The following is a 15,531-nucleotide window of genomic DNA, read 5'->3' as shown; positions in this document are numbered from 1 at the left end:
ATCAAATCAATCACATGTTCAAAAACCACCTAAATATTGCCTGGAGGACCATTAAAAAGGACAAGCTCTTCACGTTTATCAAGATTGGAGGCTTTGCCGTAGGAATTGCCGCCTGCCTTTTGATCGCTCTTTTTATCCGAAACGAAATCAGTTATGATGAGCACTATACAAAAAAGGACCAGATCTACCGGGTGGTTTTTCAAGGAGAGGTCCAAGGCGAAGTGATGAAGAGCACGCATTTTCAATTGCCCTTTGCCGATGCGCTCCAATCCGATTTTCCAGAAATCACCAAGGCGGGGAAAGTCAATACCATTGAGATTTTTGGTGCTGGCAAAAGAGGAATGCGGGTAAGTGGACAAAACGAGAACACTTTTGAAGAGAACTTTATTCTGGCCGACCAAGAGGCTTTTGATATCTTGGAAATCCAGCTGGATGAAGGCAACCCCCAAACGGCACTTTCACGACCCAGTAGTATTGTGATGTCGCGCTCCAAGGCGGATAAATACTTTCCAAACGGAGATGCCCTGCAGCAGACCATTTTTTTGGACAATGACACCTCCAAGCCTTACACGGTTACGGGAATTATGGAAGATGTGCCGGAGAACTCGCACTTGGATTTTGACTTTTTGTTACCCATTGAGGATACCAATCAAAATTGGACCAACCAGAATTACTTTACCTACGTACTGGTAAACCCGAATACGGATATCCCGGCGTTGGAGCAGAAAATGTCCTTGATTGTTGAAAAATATATCATTCCGGCCCAAATAAAAAGAGGGCGTTCGGCCGACTTTATCGATGTGCTGAGAACGGCGGAATACAAGCTTCAACCGGTTACCGATATTTATTTGAAATCCGACCTGAAAATGCAGGATGGCCTAAAGCACGGCGACATTAAGTTTGTTTGGCTGTTTGCGGCCATTGCCATTTTTGTGCTGTTGTTGGCCATCATCAATTTCATCAACCTTTCCACCGCCAAATCAGCGAATCGGGCCAAGGAGGTGGGGTTGCGAAAAACCATCGGGGCCTTTCGCAACAATTTGGTGGGGCAGTTTCTCACGGAATCGATGATTTTCAGCATCATTTCGTTCGTTTTGGGTGTTGGATTAGCCTGGGTGCTACTCCCTACCTTCAACCAAATAGCCGCCAAAAACATGGAACTGCCTTTGTCCGAATGGTGGTTTCTTCCCATCCTGCTTGTAGCCGCTCTTTTGGTGGGGGTTTTGGCGGGACTCTACCCCGCTTTCTATTTGTCGGCCTTTAGGCCCGTAAATGTATTAAAGGGAACCCTGAGCGTAGGCAGCAAAAGCGGAAGGTTGCGCAGCGGATTGGTCATATTTCAATTTACCACTTCGGTCATTTTGATCATCGGCACCTTGATCATTTATCGCCAGATGGATTTTATCGTCAGCAAAGAACTTGGCTATGATAAGGAGCGTGTGGTCGTGTTGGAAGGAACTAACATCTTAGGGAACAAAATGGAAGCTTTTAAGGAGCAATTGGAGGGACTATCGCAAGTAAAGAGCGTAACAGCCACCAATTATTTGCCCATTGATGGTGGGAGCAGAAACGGCAACACTTTTATGGTGGACGATCAGGATGATGGCGGAAGGGGTGTGCCTGCACAAAAATGGCGGGTCGATTATGATTATATCGAAACCCTAGGAATTCAGCTTGAAAAAGGAAGGAACTTCTCCAAAGAATATGCCTATGATTCCATCAACTCTATCGTAATCAACAGCAAAATGGCCTCCGAACTGGGATTGAAAGACCCCATCGGCAAGAAATTGGACAATAACAGCCAAGTATTTACCATTATTGGGGTAATCGAGGACTTTCACTTTAAGTCTTTAAAAGAGGATATTTCGTCATTGTCGTTGGTCATTGGGAAAGATGTAGGAGCCGTTTCCATAAAATTGGAAAAGGGAAATCCTGCAGATGCACTGGCCTCGGTGGAGCAGGTGTGGAACCGTACGATTCCCAACCAAGCGATGAACTACACCTTTTTGGAAGAAGAGTTCGCCCAAATGCATGCCGATGTGCAGCGTATGGGCAGCATCTTCAACAGTTTTGCCCTGTTCGCCATTCTTGTGGCCTGTTTGGGCCTTTTTGCCCTCTCGGCCTTTATGGTAGAGCAGCGTAGAAAGGAAATCAGCATACGCCGGGTTTTGGGAGCACCGTTCAAGAACATATACCAATTGCTGACCCTCGACTTTTTAAAGCTGATTGTCATTTCCATTGGGATTGCAATTCCGATAGGATGGTATTTGATGAACCGGTGGTTGGAAGGCTTTGCATACCACATCAACATAGGCTGGGAAATATTTTCTTTGGCAGCACTCATAGCGCTAGGCGTAGCGATTGTAACCATTAGCTATCAATCCATTGGGGCGGCGCTCTTGAAGCCCACCAAAGGCTTGCGGACGGAATAAATCAATCAAAAAAACGAAAACCATGTTCAAGAATTATCTAAAAATAGCTTGGAGGAACCTTTCAAAGAATAAGGGTTACACCATCATCAACGTGGGCGGATTGGCCATTGGGATGGCCGTTACCCTGATTATTGGTTTGTGGATCAACGACGAGCTGAGCCATAACGATTACTTTACCCATAAGAACCAGATAGCGCAAGTGTTCCAATCGCAGACATTCAATGGTGAAACGGGCACAGGGCCCGCTATTCCACGTCCTTTGGAGAAAGCCTTGCGAGAAAGCTATATGGACAATTTCCAGCATTTGGTCATGTCCTCTTGGAACACTTCCCAGTACCTAAAGTATAAAGAAACCAGCATTTCCAGAACAGGGAACTTTATGCAGCGTGAGGCCCCCGACATGTTGGACCTCAACATATTAAAAGGCGAAAAGGACGGTGTTCGTGAAATCAACTCTATCATGCTATGTGAGTCTACCGCTAAGGCTCTTTTTGGGGATGAAGACCCCATAGGAAAAACCGTAAAGGTGAACAGCCAATACGATATGATGGTGACCGCAGTTTATGAGGATATCCCCTTCAATAATTCGTTCAACGATACTGAATTTATCATGCCTTGGGATAAATATGTTTCCGTGAACGAGTGGATCAAGAATGCTGAAGATCAGTGGGGCAATAATTCGTTCCAAATGTTTGTCCAAATCTCGGACAATACCAGTTTTGAGTCCGTTACCGCTAAAATTTTGAAGGTAAAGCAGGAACTGAACGAAAATTCCAAGGAATTTAATGCGCAGTTGTTTCTCTTTCCCATGAAGGATTGGCATTTAAGGGGGCGCTTTGAAAATGGACAGCAAGTCGGTGGAAGAATCAAATATGTGTGGCTATTTGGAATCATTGGAGCCTTTGTCCTTTTATTGGCCTGTATCAACTTCATGAATCTGAGCACAGCTCGTTCCGAAAAAAGGGCGAAAGAAGTCGGTATTAGAAAATCCATCGGTTCGCAGCGAAGCCAATTGATCAACCAGTTTTTGGGAGAATCGTTTGTTGTGGTCCTGTTGGCATTTTTGATTGCGGTGGTTATTGTGGTACTAGCCCTCAATGGATTCAATGAATTGGCCAGAAAGGATATCGATTTTCCGTGGTCTTCCGTTGGTTTTTGGGCCGCATCATTAGGGTTCGTACTATTTACCGCTTTACTGGCAGGCAGCTATCCGGCGCTCTACTTGTCTTCATTTAGACCGGTTGAAGTATTAAAGGGAACTTTTAAAGCAGGAAAACACTCGGGACTGCCCCGTAAAATATTGGTGGTACTACAATTTACCGTTTCCGTAGCCTTTATTATCGGCACTGTAATCGTAATGCAGCAAATCAATTACGCAAAAAACAGACCCATCGGCTATGATAAGGAAGGATTGGTGCAGATTCCTACGATGAGCCAAGATTTTCAGGGAAAATTTGAATTGATGCGGGACGAATTCATCGCATCAGGAGCCGTGGTGGAAATGTCCACCTCCAGTGCCCCAACCACAAATATTTGGTCAAACCGCAGTGGATTCGTCTGGGAAGGCAAGCCGGAAGGTTTCCAAGAAGATTTGGCATGGACCGAGGTGTCACCCGAATACGCCAAAAGCCTGAACTTGAAGATTGTGCAGGGCAGGGATTTCTCGAGGGAATTTCCATCGGACTCCAATGCCGTATTGCTCAACGAAACCGCGGTAAAATACATGGGACTGGAGAACCCCATCGGTAAATTTATCAAGGATGATGATGAGGAAGACCCTTCCCCGCCTTTGAAGATTATTGGCGTGGTGCAAGATATGATTGCGCAGTCGCCCTACGAGCCAGTAAAACAAGGCATGTACGTTTTTGATAAACACGAAAATGGTTCCTACTATAACATGAGATTGAACCCATCACAAAGTGCCAGCCAGAATTTGGCGGTAATAGAAAGGGTTTTCAAGGAACATTTTCCCGATATCCCATTTCAATACGACTTTGTGGACCAAGAGTACGGGGAAAAGTTCGCGGCAGAAGAACGGATAGGAAGATTATCGGGAATATTTACCGCCTTGGCCATTCTGATCAGTTGTTTGGGACTGTTTGGTCTGACCTCCTTCGTTGCGGAGCAGCGCACCAAGGAAATCGGAGTTCGCAAAGTGCTCGGAGCTTCGGTGTTCAATGTTTGGAATATGCTGTCCAAAGACTTCTTAAAATTGGTGATCATCTCCTGCTTTATTGCAGTTCCCATCGCCTATTATGTGATGAACGGCTGGCTGCAGGAATATCCCTATCGGGTAATTCTCAAGTGGTGGATTTTCGCCTTGGCCATGCTGGGAGCCTTGGCCGTAACCATTCTTACGGTGAGCTTTCAGGCCATTAGGGCAGCAAAATCAAACCCAGCCCGTAGCCTAAGAACGGAGTAGTCAACATCAAAAAACGAAGATCATGTTCAAGAACAACATCAAAATAGCATGGAGAAGCCTTAAAAAGCAGCCATTCTTCACATTTCTCAACATATTTGGATTAGCGATTGGAATGGCTGGTGGGCTTTTGCTCGGACTGTACATTTATGACGATTTGAGCCACGACAAAATGTTCGTGGATGCGGACCGCATCTATCGGATTAATTCCGATATGAAATTTGGTGGGGCCGAAGAAGAAACGGCCGAAGTATCGGCACCCATGGCCGAAGCATTGGTAAATGACATTCCAGAGGTTGAAATGGCCACACGTTTCAGGAACATAGGGAGTATTTCCATTCGTTTGCAAGATGCTACGGACAATGTACGCGAGCACCAGATAGCGTATGCCGACTCCACTTTTTTCAAGATGTTCGGCATTCAATTGTTGCATGGGGATGAACGCTCGGCGTTGGTGGAGCCGAACACCATGATCATGACGCGAACCGCTGCCGAAAAACATTTCCCTGTTGATCAAGCTATTGGAAAAACCTTGATGATCAACGATCAAGAGGTGTATACCGTAACGGGAGTGATGGAAGATTTGCCCAAAAACTCCATTTTCAGGGACAAACCTATTTTCTTGGCAATGTCAGGGTATGAAGATGCCCAACTTGCCGAGTGGGGAAACCATAATTACTACACCTTTGTAAAGCTTGTTCCGGGTGCTTCGGGCTCGGATATTCAAGATGAAATGCAGGCCATGGTCGGGAAATACCTGATTCCTTATGCACAGCGGTTTTTCCCAGGAATTACGGAACAGCAATTTTTGGATTCCGGCAACTATGTAAACTACTCCACCATTGCATTAACGGATATTCATTTGCATTCTGGACGAAGCCCTGAGTTCAGCACGGTGAGCGACATCAAAAATGTATACATTCTTGGGGCTATCGCCATTATCTTGTTGGTCTTGGCCAGTGTAAATTTTATGAACCTGTCCACGGCACATTCCCTAAAACGATCAAAGGAAGTTGGTATTCGAAAAACCTTAGGCTCGCAACGAAGCGGTTTGATAGGGCAATTTTTAACGGAGTCCGGGCTCATTGCCGTGGGTTCCTTACTGTTCGCCATCGTTATTGCATCTGTCGCCATGCCCTTTTATAACGATTTAGCAGGGAAAGAGCTATCCATACCCTATTCCAATCCATTTTTCTGGTTGATTTTACTCGTCGCAGCCTTGGTTTTGGGGTTGTTTTCGGGCAGTTATCCCGCGTTTTTCATGTCCCGTTTTGTGGCAGCCAAAGTGCTCAAGGGCCAAGGGGACAATTCCATTGGAGGAGGCAGGGTGAGAAACGCTTTGGTAATTTTTCAATTTAGTATTTCCGTGTTTCTCATCATGGGTACGTTGACCGTATTTCAACAGTTGCGCTTTATTCAAGGCAAGGACCTCGGATATGGAAAAAATCAAGTGCTGGTGATAGGAGGAGTTAACAGCTTGGAAGGTAAAAAGCAGGCCTTCAAAGATGCCGTACTTCGAATAAGCCAAGTAAACCATGCTACCTTGAGCAGTAACCTGCCAACACCTTCCTCACGAAGCAGCGGAACCTATTTGTTGGCGGAAGACCGAAGTCAAGAGAAATCCATCAATATGCAACAATGGGAGGTAGACGAAGATTACCTATCCACAATGAACCTTTCCTTGATTTCAGGGAGAACTTTTGACCTGGATAGGTTTGCCACCGACTCTTCGGCTGTCATCTTGAATGAAAAGGCAGTAGCTGTTTTGGGAAAGACCCCAGAAAGCGTCATAGGCACTCAATTTGTCGGTGGTCTGGAAGGTGGAGGAAATTTGTCCACAGTGATAGGGGTGGTGAAAAACTTTCATTACGAAACCCTTAGGGATGAGGTGGGCTCATTGGCGCTCTTCCACGGCGGGGAATTTGCCAGTAATTTGGCCATAAAGCTAAATGGCGGGGACGTGGCTCAAACCATTGCCGAAATAGAGAATATTTGGAGAGAGATGGCCCCGACACAGCCATTTGACCATTATTTTATGGATGACTCCTTCAACGCAAGCTACGAGGCTGAACAGCGGTTAGGAGAGATTTTTATGATTTTCACCATGCTTTCCATCATCATAGCATGTTTGGGCTTGTTGGGCCTTGCCACCTTCAACGCGCAAAAGCGGGTAAAGGAAATCGGGGTTCGAAAGGTGCTGGGAGCTGGCGTAGGCCAAATTGTTTATCGTTTGTCCGTTGATTTTCTAAAGTTAGTGGGATTGGCCGTGGTCATTGCACTGCCCTTGGGTTGGTACGCCATGGATAGATGGCTTCAGGATTTCTCGTACCGTATCGATATTCCGTGGTGGATTTTTGCGCTATCCGCACTTATGGCGGTAGGCGTTGCGCTGCTAACGGTGAGCTATCAAAGCATAAAAGCCGCCGTTGTAAATCCGGTAAAAAGTTTAAGAAACGAATAGGTCCATCTATCATCAATCAAAAAAGAAAGCTATGCTCAAAAATTATCTGAAAATTGCCTGGAGAAATTTGATCAAGAACAAAACCTTTAGTATTGCCAACATTATTGGGCTGACCTGTGCCTTTGCGGTAGCCATCTTATTGTCCATGACAGCCTTGTTCGAACTTTCGTTTGATCAGTTCCATGAGAACAAAGACAACACCTTTCAATTGTATCTCTCAAGCCAGACGCCAAGGGGAGTGGAGGTGAGCACGTCCAATCCGGTTCCGTTGGCCGCTGCTCTCAAAGATGAAGTGCCGGGCATAAAGCACATCGCAAGGTCATTGAGCGAGGATGCTTTGATTTCCTACAAAGAGAAAGATCTAAGCTTGGACGCGGAATTTGTGGACGCGGAATTTTTCCAAATGTTTACCTACCCGGTCTTAGGGGGCAATGAAGAAAATCCTTTGCCCAACAAAAACTCGGTTTCCATCACTGAGGAGACCGCGCAGAAAACGTTTGGAACTCTCGATGCATTGGGCGAGACCATTCAAGTGAAGATTGGGGGTGAAGAGCGTCCGTTTACCGTGGCAGCTATTTTGGAGGATACTCCTGCCAACAGCAGTATGGATTTTGATATCGTGATTCCATTTGAGAACCATCCAGAATACGAAGCCAACAAGGACGAGTGGAATTCTCAGTTTTTTCCAGTGTATTTGCAATTGGAGGAAGGCATCACAACGGAGCAATTTGAGCAAAGTACAAGGGAATTTGTGAATCTTCATTACGCAGGCAGCATTGAAAGTGCCCAAAGGGATGGAGCCACACCCGATGCGAACGGCCAATTTAAACAACTGCATCTATTGCCCATAACCGATATGCACTTTGTAAACTACAGGGAAGGGCGCGCAGAGACTGCACGTACATTCCCTTACCTTATTTTGGGTGTGGCACTGGTGATCATATTTATCGTTTGTGCCAATTTCATCAACATGAACATTGCGCTCAGCGAAAAAAGACTAAAGGAAATAGGGATGCGAAAGACCTTAGGGGCAGTCAAAAAACAACTGTTTTTTCAGTTTTGGATGGAAAGTGTAATCGTATTTTTACTTTCCATAGGACTGGGTCTTGTGGTGAGCAATCTCCTTATAGACCCGTTCAAGACGTTGTTCAACACCAAGGCCACTTTTGCTGAGGTAACCCAACCGGAAATTATAGGAATATTTGCACTGGCCATTTTTGGAATCACCTTGATTGCAGGAGGATATCCAGCACTGCTTATGAGTAAATTAAGTACTCTAAGGGCGCTAAAGGGCAAGTTGGATTTGGGCAAGAACCGCTTGCGCAACGGACTGATTGTGCTTCAATTTGTGATTGCCATAATGCTGATCAGCGGTACCTTGGTCCTTCACGGGCAGTTGGAATTTATGCGAAACAAGGACTTGGGCTACAACAAGGAACAGGTCGTTTCCATTCCTTTGAACGGGAGAAAGGATAGCTATGCGGTATTGGAACTCTTACGTGATGAACTGTCGCAGCACCCGAACATTTTGAGCGTTTCCGGTGCTGATAATAACTTAGGTCTTGGGAAGGACGGAAGTCTTTCCAGCAGTGCCATGGGCTTTGATTACAAGGGAAAAGGAATATTCACTAATGCCTTGACGGTGGATTATGACTATGCCGAAACCTTGGATATTGAGCTCAAATCCGGTCGAATGTTCAACCGCGATTTCAGCACCGACAGTTTAAGCTTGGTCATCAATGAAAGCATGGCCAAACAATTGGGAGAGGAAGACCCTTTGTCCATTCGGATTCCCATGGATGATTCCGTTACCTATTCGGTTATCGGGGTCATTGAGAACTACAACTTTCAAGATGTCAAAAAAGAGGTGGAGCCCCTCACCCTGTTTATGAACAAGGATTGGGACCTGTATTATGCCTATGTCAAAATTGCACCACAGAATCCTGCCAGTTCCTTTGAAGCCATCAAATCGGCTTGGGAGAAGATTGAACCACAAGCTGAATTTTTGGGCTCATTTTTGGATGAAAACGTAGACCGAACCTTTAGAAGGGAAAAGAACATGGCAACCATTATTACCAGTGGCAGTATTTTGGGAATCATCCTGAGTTGTTTGGGTCTTTTTGCCATTTCCATGCTCGTAGTGGCGCAGCGCACCAAGGAAATAGGAGTGCGCAAGGTTGTTGGGGCAAGTGTTTCTTCGGTAACTCTATTGCTGACCAAGGACTTTTTAAAGTTGGTTGGTCTAGCCTTTATCATTGCAACCCCCATAGCTTGGTATTTTCTAAATGAATGGTTGCAAGACTATTCGTCGCACGTTAACCTTAGTCCATTGTTTTTCATTGGCTCTGGTCTATTGGCGGGCCTCATTGCCTTTATCACCATAGGGTCTAGAACCGTCACAGCGGCATCCGCAAATCCAGTTAACAGTTTACGAACCGAATAACACTAACACATGCTTCTACAACTCAACAATATATTCAAATGGGTCAACTCTGGGGGCCAGCGCATTTTTTTGCTCAAAGACATCAATTTACTGGTGGAACAAGGAGAGTTTATCTCTGTAATGGGCCCTTCAGGTTCAGGAAAATCTACCTTGCTCAATGTCATCGGGATGTTGGACACCTTTGATGAAGGGGAGTACAATTTTTTGGACGAATCGGTTCATTCCCTCAAAGAAAAACACCGTTCCAATCTATACAAGCAATACATCGGCTTTGTATTTCAATCCTACCATCTGTTGGACGACCTTACTGTACAGGAAAATTTGGAAATGCCTCTGATCTATAAAAAAGTCAAAGGTTCGGAGCGGAAGGCCATGGTAGCCGATATGCTGGACCGTTTTAACATTGTGGGCAAAAAAGACCTTTTTCCTGCACAGCTGAGCGGAGGACAACAACAATTGGTGGGCGTGGCCCGAGCGTTGATCGCCAACCCAAAGTTGATTTTGGCCGATGAACCTACGGGCAACTTGAATTCCAAACAGGGCGAGGAAATCATGGAACTATTTAAGCAATTGAACGAGGAAGGGGTAACCGTTATTCAAGTAACACACTCGGAAAAGAACGCGGAGTATGGTTCCAGAATCATCAACTTGCTGGACGGGAGAATGGTTTAATCTGCCAGCTCTGCCAACTCTTGGCCAACTAGGCTACCAAGAGCAACCCCCATTCCCCCCAAGCGTACACCGCAGGCAATGGAATTGGAGATTTGCTTGACGATGGGCGACTTTTGCGCACCCACGCCCATAATGCCGCTCCAACGCCGCTCAATTTGAAAGGATTGATTTGGCAAAATCATTTCACGGAGAAGGGACTCCAATTTTTGTTGGATGATTTCGGTTTGCCCAAACATCATGGTCTCCTCTGTCTTAAAATCAAGATTGCGTCCACCGCCAAACAGAATACGATCATTTATATTTCTGAAATAATAATAGCCTTCATCAAAATGGAAAGTTCCTTTTACGGACAAGCTTTTGATGGGCTCCGTGATCAAGACTTGGGCGCGTGCCGGTTGCACTGTTTCCGATTTTAAAAGTTTCGATGCAAACCCATTGGTGGCGACAAACACCTTTTTGGATACAAACTCAAAATCCGTTGTCCGAATCAAGGCGCTCTGGTTGAGTTGCTCGATATTCTGAACCGTAATCCCATTTAAAATGGGAATGTCCATGGCGGTACATTTATGGATGAGGGAACGCATCATTTTACCTGTATCTAATTGGCCTTCCAGTTGATGCGTGAGGTATTTGTCCTGAATGTTTTCAAAATGGAAACTATTCTCGGTGGCCTTAAATGGCTTTTGCCCAAAAACGGGTTCCAATAGATTGTTGAGATAAGGAAGAGACTGTAAACACTTTTCGTAAAAGTCTGGTTTGTCCAACGGGAAAAGCTCGTGTCCGCCCAGCAATTGGAAATCGATGGCCTTATCCCCCAGCAAATTCCGTAGCCTTTGGATACCGTTCCAACGCTTTTGGACCAGTTGCACCACTTCTTCTTCCGTATGATGGTTTAGATCGGACAAGATTTCGGAAACACTTCCAAAACAGGCAAAACCTGCATTTTTGGTGCTTGCCCCTTGTGGCAGACTGCCTTTTTCCAGAATCAGGATATTGGATTTGGGATATTTTTCCTTTAGGCTGATGGCACAATTGAGTCCAACGATACCGCTTCCAACGATGGTGAAATCCACATCGGAAAACCAACTTTTATGTTCCCAATAACTCAATTCCATAACTAAAAAACCCCGATAAATCGGGGTTCAAATTAATGTTCTTCTTTATACTTTGGGTCCATTTTAAAGTCCTCCATGAATTTGGTGGTATAATTTCCAGCCAAATAATCAGGATGGTCCATCAATTGACGATGGAACGGAATGGTGGTCTTGATTCCCTCGATTACAAACTCGTCCAAAGCTCTTCTCATTTTGTTGATGGCCTCTTCCCGGGTCTGGGCGGTAGTAATCAACTTCGCAATCATCGAATCGTAGTTCGGCGGAATCATATAGCCACTGTACACATGGGTATCCAAACGCACGCCATGTCCGCCTGGAGTATGCAAGGTGGTAATCTTCCCTGGAGATGGCCTAAAGTCGTTGTAAGGGTCCTCCGCGTTGATACGGCACTCGATGGAGTGTAACTTTGGATAGTAGTTTTTTCCTGAAATAGGTACTCCACCGGCCACCAAAATCTGTTCCCGAATCAAATCGTAGTCCACCACCTGCTCGGTAATTGGGTGTTCCACTTGGATACGGGTGTTCATCTCCATAAAGTAGAAGTTACGGTGTTTATCCACCAAAAACTCAATGGTCCCAGCACCTTCGTATTTGATATATTCGGCTGCTTTTACCGCGGCCTTGCCCATATCCTCACGAAGTTTGTCCGTCATAAAAGGAGAAGGTGTCTCCTCGGTCAACTTTTGGTGCCTACGTTGCACGGAGCAATCCCTTTCGGACAAGTGGCATGCTTTTCCGTATTGATCTCCCACAACTTGGATTTCAATATGTCGGGGCTCTTCAATCAGTTTTTCCATGTACATTCCGCCATTTCCAAAAGCAGCTGTTGCTTCGGTAACGGCACTGTTGAAGTTTTTCTCCATTTGATCTTCAGACCAAATGGCACGCATCCCTTTACCTCCACCACCGGCGGTGGCTTTGATCATTACAGGATACCCCATCTTTTTCGCCTCTTTTTTGGCGTGGGCAACATCTTTCAATAGGCCTTCCGAACCGGGAACGGTAGGTACACCAGCTTTCCGCATGGTTTCCTTGGCCGTGGCCTTATCTCCCATTTTATCGATTTGTTCGCCGGAGGCACCAATAAATTTGATATCATGCTCGGCACAAATCTTGGAGAATTTGGAGTTTTCGGACAGGAACCCATAGCCAGGGTGAATGGCATCGGCATTGGTGATTTCGGCAGCAGCGATGATGTTTGGAATCTTCAAATACGATTCACTACTGGGCGCAGGGCCTATACATACTGCTTCGTCGGCAAATCGGACATGAAGACTTTCCTCGTCGGCCTTGGAGTAAACGGCTACCGTTTTTATACCCATTTCCTTGCAGGTCCTGATAATCCGCAAGGCAATTTCGCCCCTATTTGCTATCAATATTTTTTTAAACATAGAACACAATCTTTAGTTAGGAATTCTAAATCTTAAATGATTTTGGAAACCAACGGCCCCAAAAACGATCATTTAAAATTCGCTACGATGGGTCTACCAAGAATAATGGTTGGTCAAACTCCACTGGTGAGGAATCATCAACCAAAATCTTTACAATCTTTCCGGAAACTTCGGATTCGATATCGTTGAAGAGTTTCATCGCCTCTATCACACAAAGTACATCACCTTTACTGATGGAAGTTCCTACCTCAACAAACGGCGGCTTGTCCGGGGAAGGTTTTCTGTAGAATGTTCCAATAATGGGCGACTTGATGGTGATGTATTTGGAATCATCATCTGCCTTTTTGGTGTCGGCCGGTGCTGGTGCAGCGGCTTCTTGAGCTGCTGGCGCCTGTGGTGCTGGAGCGGCCGCTGTGGCCTGGGGAACGGGAATCTGTTGAACAATGGTGGTTTCGGGTGAGCCGGAGCCCGTGCTTCCCGTTCGAATGGTGATTTTAATGTCCTCCATTTCCAACTTCACCTCGCTGGCGCCGGACTTGGCGACAAACTTGATTAAACTTTGAATTTCCTTAATGTCCATGGAATATAATTTAGTTAGTTGTGTGATTAAGAATTATAGGCCCATTTCAAATAAATGGAACCCCATGTAAAACCACCTCCAAAGGCGGCGAAAATAATATTGTCTCCTTTTTTCAATTGTTTTTCGTAATCGTGCAACAACAAGGGGAGTGTTGCCGATGTGGTATTACCATAACGGTCAATGTTGATCATTACCTTATCCGCCTCCACACCCATGCGGTTTGCGGTGGCATCAATAATGCGTTTATTGGCCTGATGGGGCGCCAACCAGTTCACATCGTCCTTGGTCAAGTTGTTCCGCTCCATGATCAATGCCGAAACATCGGCCATGTTTGAAACGGCAAATTTAAAGACGGATTTCCCATCTTGGTAAACGTAATGTTGTTTGTTTTTGATGGTTTCCTCGGATGCAGGTAATATGGAGCCTCCGGCATCAATTTTTAAGAACTGCCGCCCGATACCATCGGAACGGAGGTACTCATCCTGAAGCCCTAATCCTTCTTCGTTGGGTTCAAAAAGGACAGCTCCAGCACCGTCACCAAAAATGATACAGGTGGTCCTATCGGTATAATCAATGATGGAGGACATTTTGTCGGCCCCAATGACCAATACTTTTTTATATCTGCCGGATTCGATGTAGCTGGCCGCGGTAGACATCCCATACAAAAAACTGGAACAGGCCGCCTGAAGATCGTACGCAAAGGCGTTTACCGCTCCAATTTCCGAAGCGACGTAGGCAGCTGTTGCCGCAACGGGCATATCGGGGGTGGCGGTGGCCACCAATACAAAGTCTATTTCTGAGGCTTCAATTCCCCTCTTTTCAAGAAGATCTTCTGCGGCTTTGATTGCCATAAAAGATGTTCCTGCATTCTCTTCTTTTAAGATTCTTCGCTCCTTGATCCCTGTTCGGGTAGTGATCCATTCGTCGTTGGTATCGACCATGGTTTCCAATACTTTATTGGAAAGCACAAAATCGGGAACGTATCCTCCTACAGCTGTTATTGCTGCCGTTGTTTTCTTCATTTTAGCCTCTCTTTATTGTCAAAAGGATTGAAATTTGACCCAAAAGCGGTGAAAATTAGTCATTTTATATGACTTTATTGGTAAAATTAACCGTTTTTGGGTGTTAAGAAGGGTCCATAAAAAAACTCCCGTTAAAAATTCAACGGGAGTTGCTTTATTACAAGGGATTTGCGCTTAAGCCGCAGTTTCCTCTTCTGTTTTGTCAATCAAAACCTGACCTCTGTAGTACAATTTGCCTTCATGCCAGTGAGCTCTGTGGAACAAGTGCATTTCACCTGTTGTGGAGTCCTTGGCAATTGTTGGCGCAACTGCTTTGTAGTGGGTTCTTCTTTTGTCCCTTCTGGTTTTTGATGTTTTTCTTTTAGGATGTGCCATTATAAACCTATTTATCCGTTAGTAACTTTTTTAAATCGTCCCACCTTGGGTCTGTTTTTTCCGATGGTTCTTTTTGCTCTTTTGGCTGCAACTCTTCCAGTTTGTCCAAGATGTCCGATTGCAAGGTTCCGTCCTCAACTCCGGGATGTACTCTTTTCTGGGGAACAGCTAGCACCAACATTTCATAAATGTATTGGGCTATATTGAACTGGTGCTCTCCATGCGGAATGATTAAAATTTCATCGTCTTCATCGTTGTACTCTTCGCCAAACTTGACGACAAGTTTCAAATCCGAATCGATGGGCTGGTCATAGGACTCGCCTGTTAGATCGCAATCCACATTTATGGTGCCGGTTGCTTTCATTTCGAGTTCCATCATGGTGCTCATCTTTTCCAGAACAGCACTTATATTGACGGAGGCCCCGTTAAATTCTTGGTAGTCAAAAGATTCAAAGAACGCATCATCAATCTCGTACACAAATTTATGTTTTCCCAACTTCAGACCTGAAAAAGGGATAAAAAACTCTTTCAGCTTCATCATTTCTACACTTAAGGATTGTGTACCAGCCTTTAAAGGCGGGTGCAAAGATACTACTAATTTACAAAACTGCAATTCTAGCT

At 45.2% G+C, this 15,531-nt stretch carries 11 protein-coding genes; 5 read left to right on the top strand and 6 right to left on the bottom strand.

What is annotated here, in order from left to right; genetic code table 11:
• Nucleotides 1-14: 14 nt before the first annotated feature.
• Genes GGE08_RS01690 through GGE08_RS01670 form a run of 5 tightly spaced genes read left to right on the top strand, consistent with a single transcriptional unit; the run spans nucleotide 15 to nucleotide 10,427 of the window.
• Nucleotides 15-2,432, top strand: a complete 2,418-nt coding sequence (locus GGE08_RS01690; RefSeq protein ID WP_179383181.1) for an ABC transporter permease — start codon at nucleotides 15-17, stop codon at nucleotides 2,430-2,432.
• 22 nt (nucleotides 2,433-2,454) lie between these two features.
• Nucleotides 2,455-4,854, top strand: a complete 2,400-nt coding sequence (locus GGE08_RS01685) for an ABC transporter permease (protein ID WP_179383180.1) — start codon at nucleotides 2,455-2,457, stop codon at nucleotides 4,852-4,854.
• Between the two features lie 22 nt (nucleotides 4,855-4,876).
• Complete coding sequence (locus tag GGE08_RS01680; protein ID WP_179383179.1) at nucleotides 4,877-7,312, top strand: ABC transporter permease; 2,436 nt, start codon at nucleotides 4,877-4,879, stop codon at nucleotides 7,310-7,312.
• 31 nt (nucleotides 7,313-7,343) lie between these two features.
• Nucleotides 7,344-9,755: an ABC transporter permease gene (locus tag GGE08_RS01675; protein ID WP_179383178.1), complete on the top strand. Its 2,412-nt coding sequence runs from the start codon at nucleotides 7,344-7,346 to the stop codon at nucleotides 9,753-9,755.
• 9 nt (nucleotides 9,756-9,764) lie between these two features.
• Entirely contained in the window at nucleotides 9,765-10,427 is a 663-nt protein-coding gene (locus GGE08_RS01670; protein WP_179383177.1) for an ABC transporter ATP-binding protein, read from the top strand.
• On the opposite strand, the gene GGE08_RS01665 is transcribed toward GGE08_RS01670, so the two are convergent.
• The 6 genes from GGE08_RS01665 to GGE08_RS01640 all read right to left on the bottom strand — a co-directional run bounded on the left by GGE08_RS01665 (nucleotide 10,424) and on the right by GGE08_RS01640 (nucleotide 15,451).
• Nucleotides 10,424-11,542 carry an FAD-binding oxidoreductase gene (locus GGE08_RS01665; RefSeq protein WP_179383176.1) on the bottom strand — a complete coding sequence of 373 codons (1,119 nt, stop codon included), beginning with the start codon at nucleotides 11,540-11,542 and terminating at the stop codon, nucleotides 10,424-10,426. The genes GGE08_RS01670 and GGE08_RS01665 overlap by 4 nt on opposite strands.
• A gap of 32 nt (nucleotides 11,543-11,574) precedes the next feature.
• Nucleotides 11,575-12,933, bottom strand: a complete 1,359-nt coding sequence (gene accC / locus GGE08_RS01660; RefSeq protein WP_179383175.1) for an acetyl-CoA carboxylase biotin carboxylase subunit — start codon at nucleotides 12,931-12,933, stop codon at nucleotides 11,575-11,577.
• Nucleotides 12,934-13,015: 82 nt separating this feature from the next.
• Nucleotides 13,016-13,513, bottom strand: a complete 498-nt coding sequence (accB, locus tag GGE08_RS01655) for an acetyl-CoA carboxylase biotin carboxyl carrier protein (protein WP_179383174.1) — start codon at nucleotides 13,511-13,513, stop codon at nucleotides 13,016-13,018.
• 26 nt (nucleotides 13,514-13,539) lie between these two features.
• The gene (locus GGE08_RS01650; RefSeq protein WP_179383173.1) at nucleotides 13,540-14,535 is read right to left on the bottom strand and encodes a beta-ketoacyl-ACP synthase III; all 996 of its coding nucleotides are present in this window, start codon (nucleotides 14,533-14,535) and stop codon (nucleotides 13,540-13,542) included.
• A 174-nt stretch (nucleotides 14,536-14,709) separates the two neighbouring features.
• Entirely contained in the window at nucleotides 14,710-14,910 is a 201-nt protein-coding gene (rpmF, locus tag GGE08_RS01645; RefSeq protein WP_014032589.1) for a 50S ribosomal protein L32, read from the bottom strand.
• 7 nt (nucleotides 14,911-14,917) lie between these two features.
• On the bottom strand, nucleotides 14,918-15,451 hold the full coding sequence (locus tag GGE08_RS01640; RefSeq protein ID WP_179383172.1) for a DUF177 domain-containing protein: 534 nt from the start codon (nucleotides 15,449-15,451) through the stop codon (nucleotides 14,918-14,920).
• Between the last annotated feature and the right edge of the window lie 80 nt (nucleotides 15,452-15,531).

It is taken from the genome of Allomuricauda sp. ARW1Y1, assembly GCF_013407935.1.
Classification (GTDB): Bacteria; Bacteroidota; Bacteroidia; order Flavobacteriales; family Flavobacteriaceae; genus Flagellimonas.
This window is presented reverse-complemented; position numbering and strand designations above follow the sequence as displayed.

Bases quoted from the DNA above. Each gene is read 5' to 3' on its own strand.
- accB (WP_179383174.1), bottom strand. From the start codon at position 13,513: ATGGACATTAAGGAAATTCAAAGTTTAATCAAGTTTGTCGCCAAGTCC.
- GGE08_RS01690 (WP_179383181.1), top strand. From the start codon at position 15: ATGTTCAAAAACCACCTAAATATTGCCTGGAGGACCATTAAAAAGGAC.
- GGE08_RS01640 (WP_179383172.1), bottom strand. From the start codon at position 15,451: ATGATGAAGCTGAAAGAGTTTTTTATCCCTTTTTCAGGTCTGAAGTTG.
- GGE08_RS01685 (WP_179383180.1), top strand. From the start codon at position 2,455: ATGTTCAAGAATTATCTAAAAATAGCTTGGAGGAACCTTTCAAAGAAT.
- accC (WP_179383175.1), bottom strand. From the start codon at position 12,933: ATGTTTAAAAAAATATTGATAGCAAATAGGGGCGAAATTGCCTTGCGG.
- GGE08_RS01665 (WP_179383176.1), bottom strand. From the start codon at position 11,542: ATGGAATTGAGTTATTGGGAACATAAAAGTTGGTTTTCCGATGTGGAT.
- GGE08_RS01680 (WP_179383179.1), top strand. From the start codon at position 4,877: ATGTTCAAGAACAACATCAAAATAGCATGGAGAAGCCTTAAAAAGCAG.
- rpmF (WP_014032589.1), bottom strand. From the start codon at position 14,910: ATGGCACATCCTAAAAGAAAAACATCAAAAACCAGAAGGGACAAAAGA.
- GGE08_RS01675 (WP_179383178.1), top strand. From the start codon at position 7,344: ATGCTCAAAAATTATCTGAAAATTGCCTGGAGAAATTTGATCAAGAAC.
- GGE08_RS01650 (WP_179383173.1), bottom strand. From the start codon at position 14,535: ATGAAGAAAACAACGGCAGCAATAACAGCTGTAGGAGGATACGTTCCC.
- GGE08_RS01670 (WP_179383177.1), top strand. From the start codon at position 9,765: ATGCTTCTACAACTCAACAATATATTCAAATGGGTCAACTCTGGGGGC.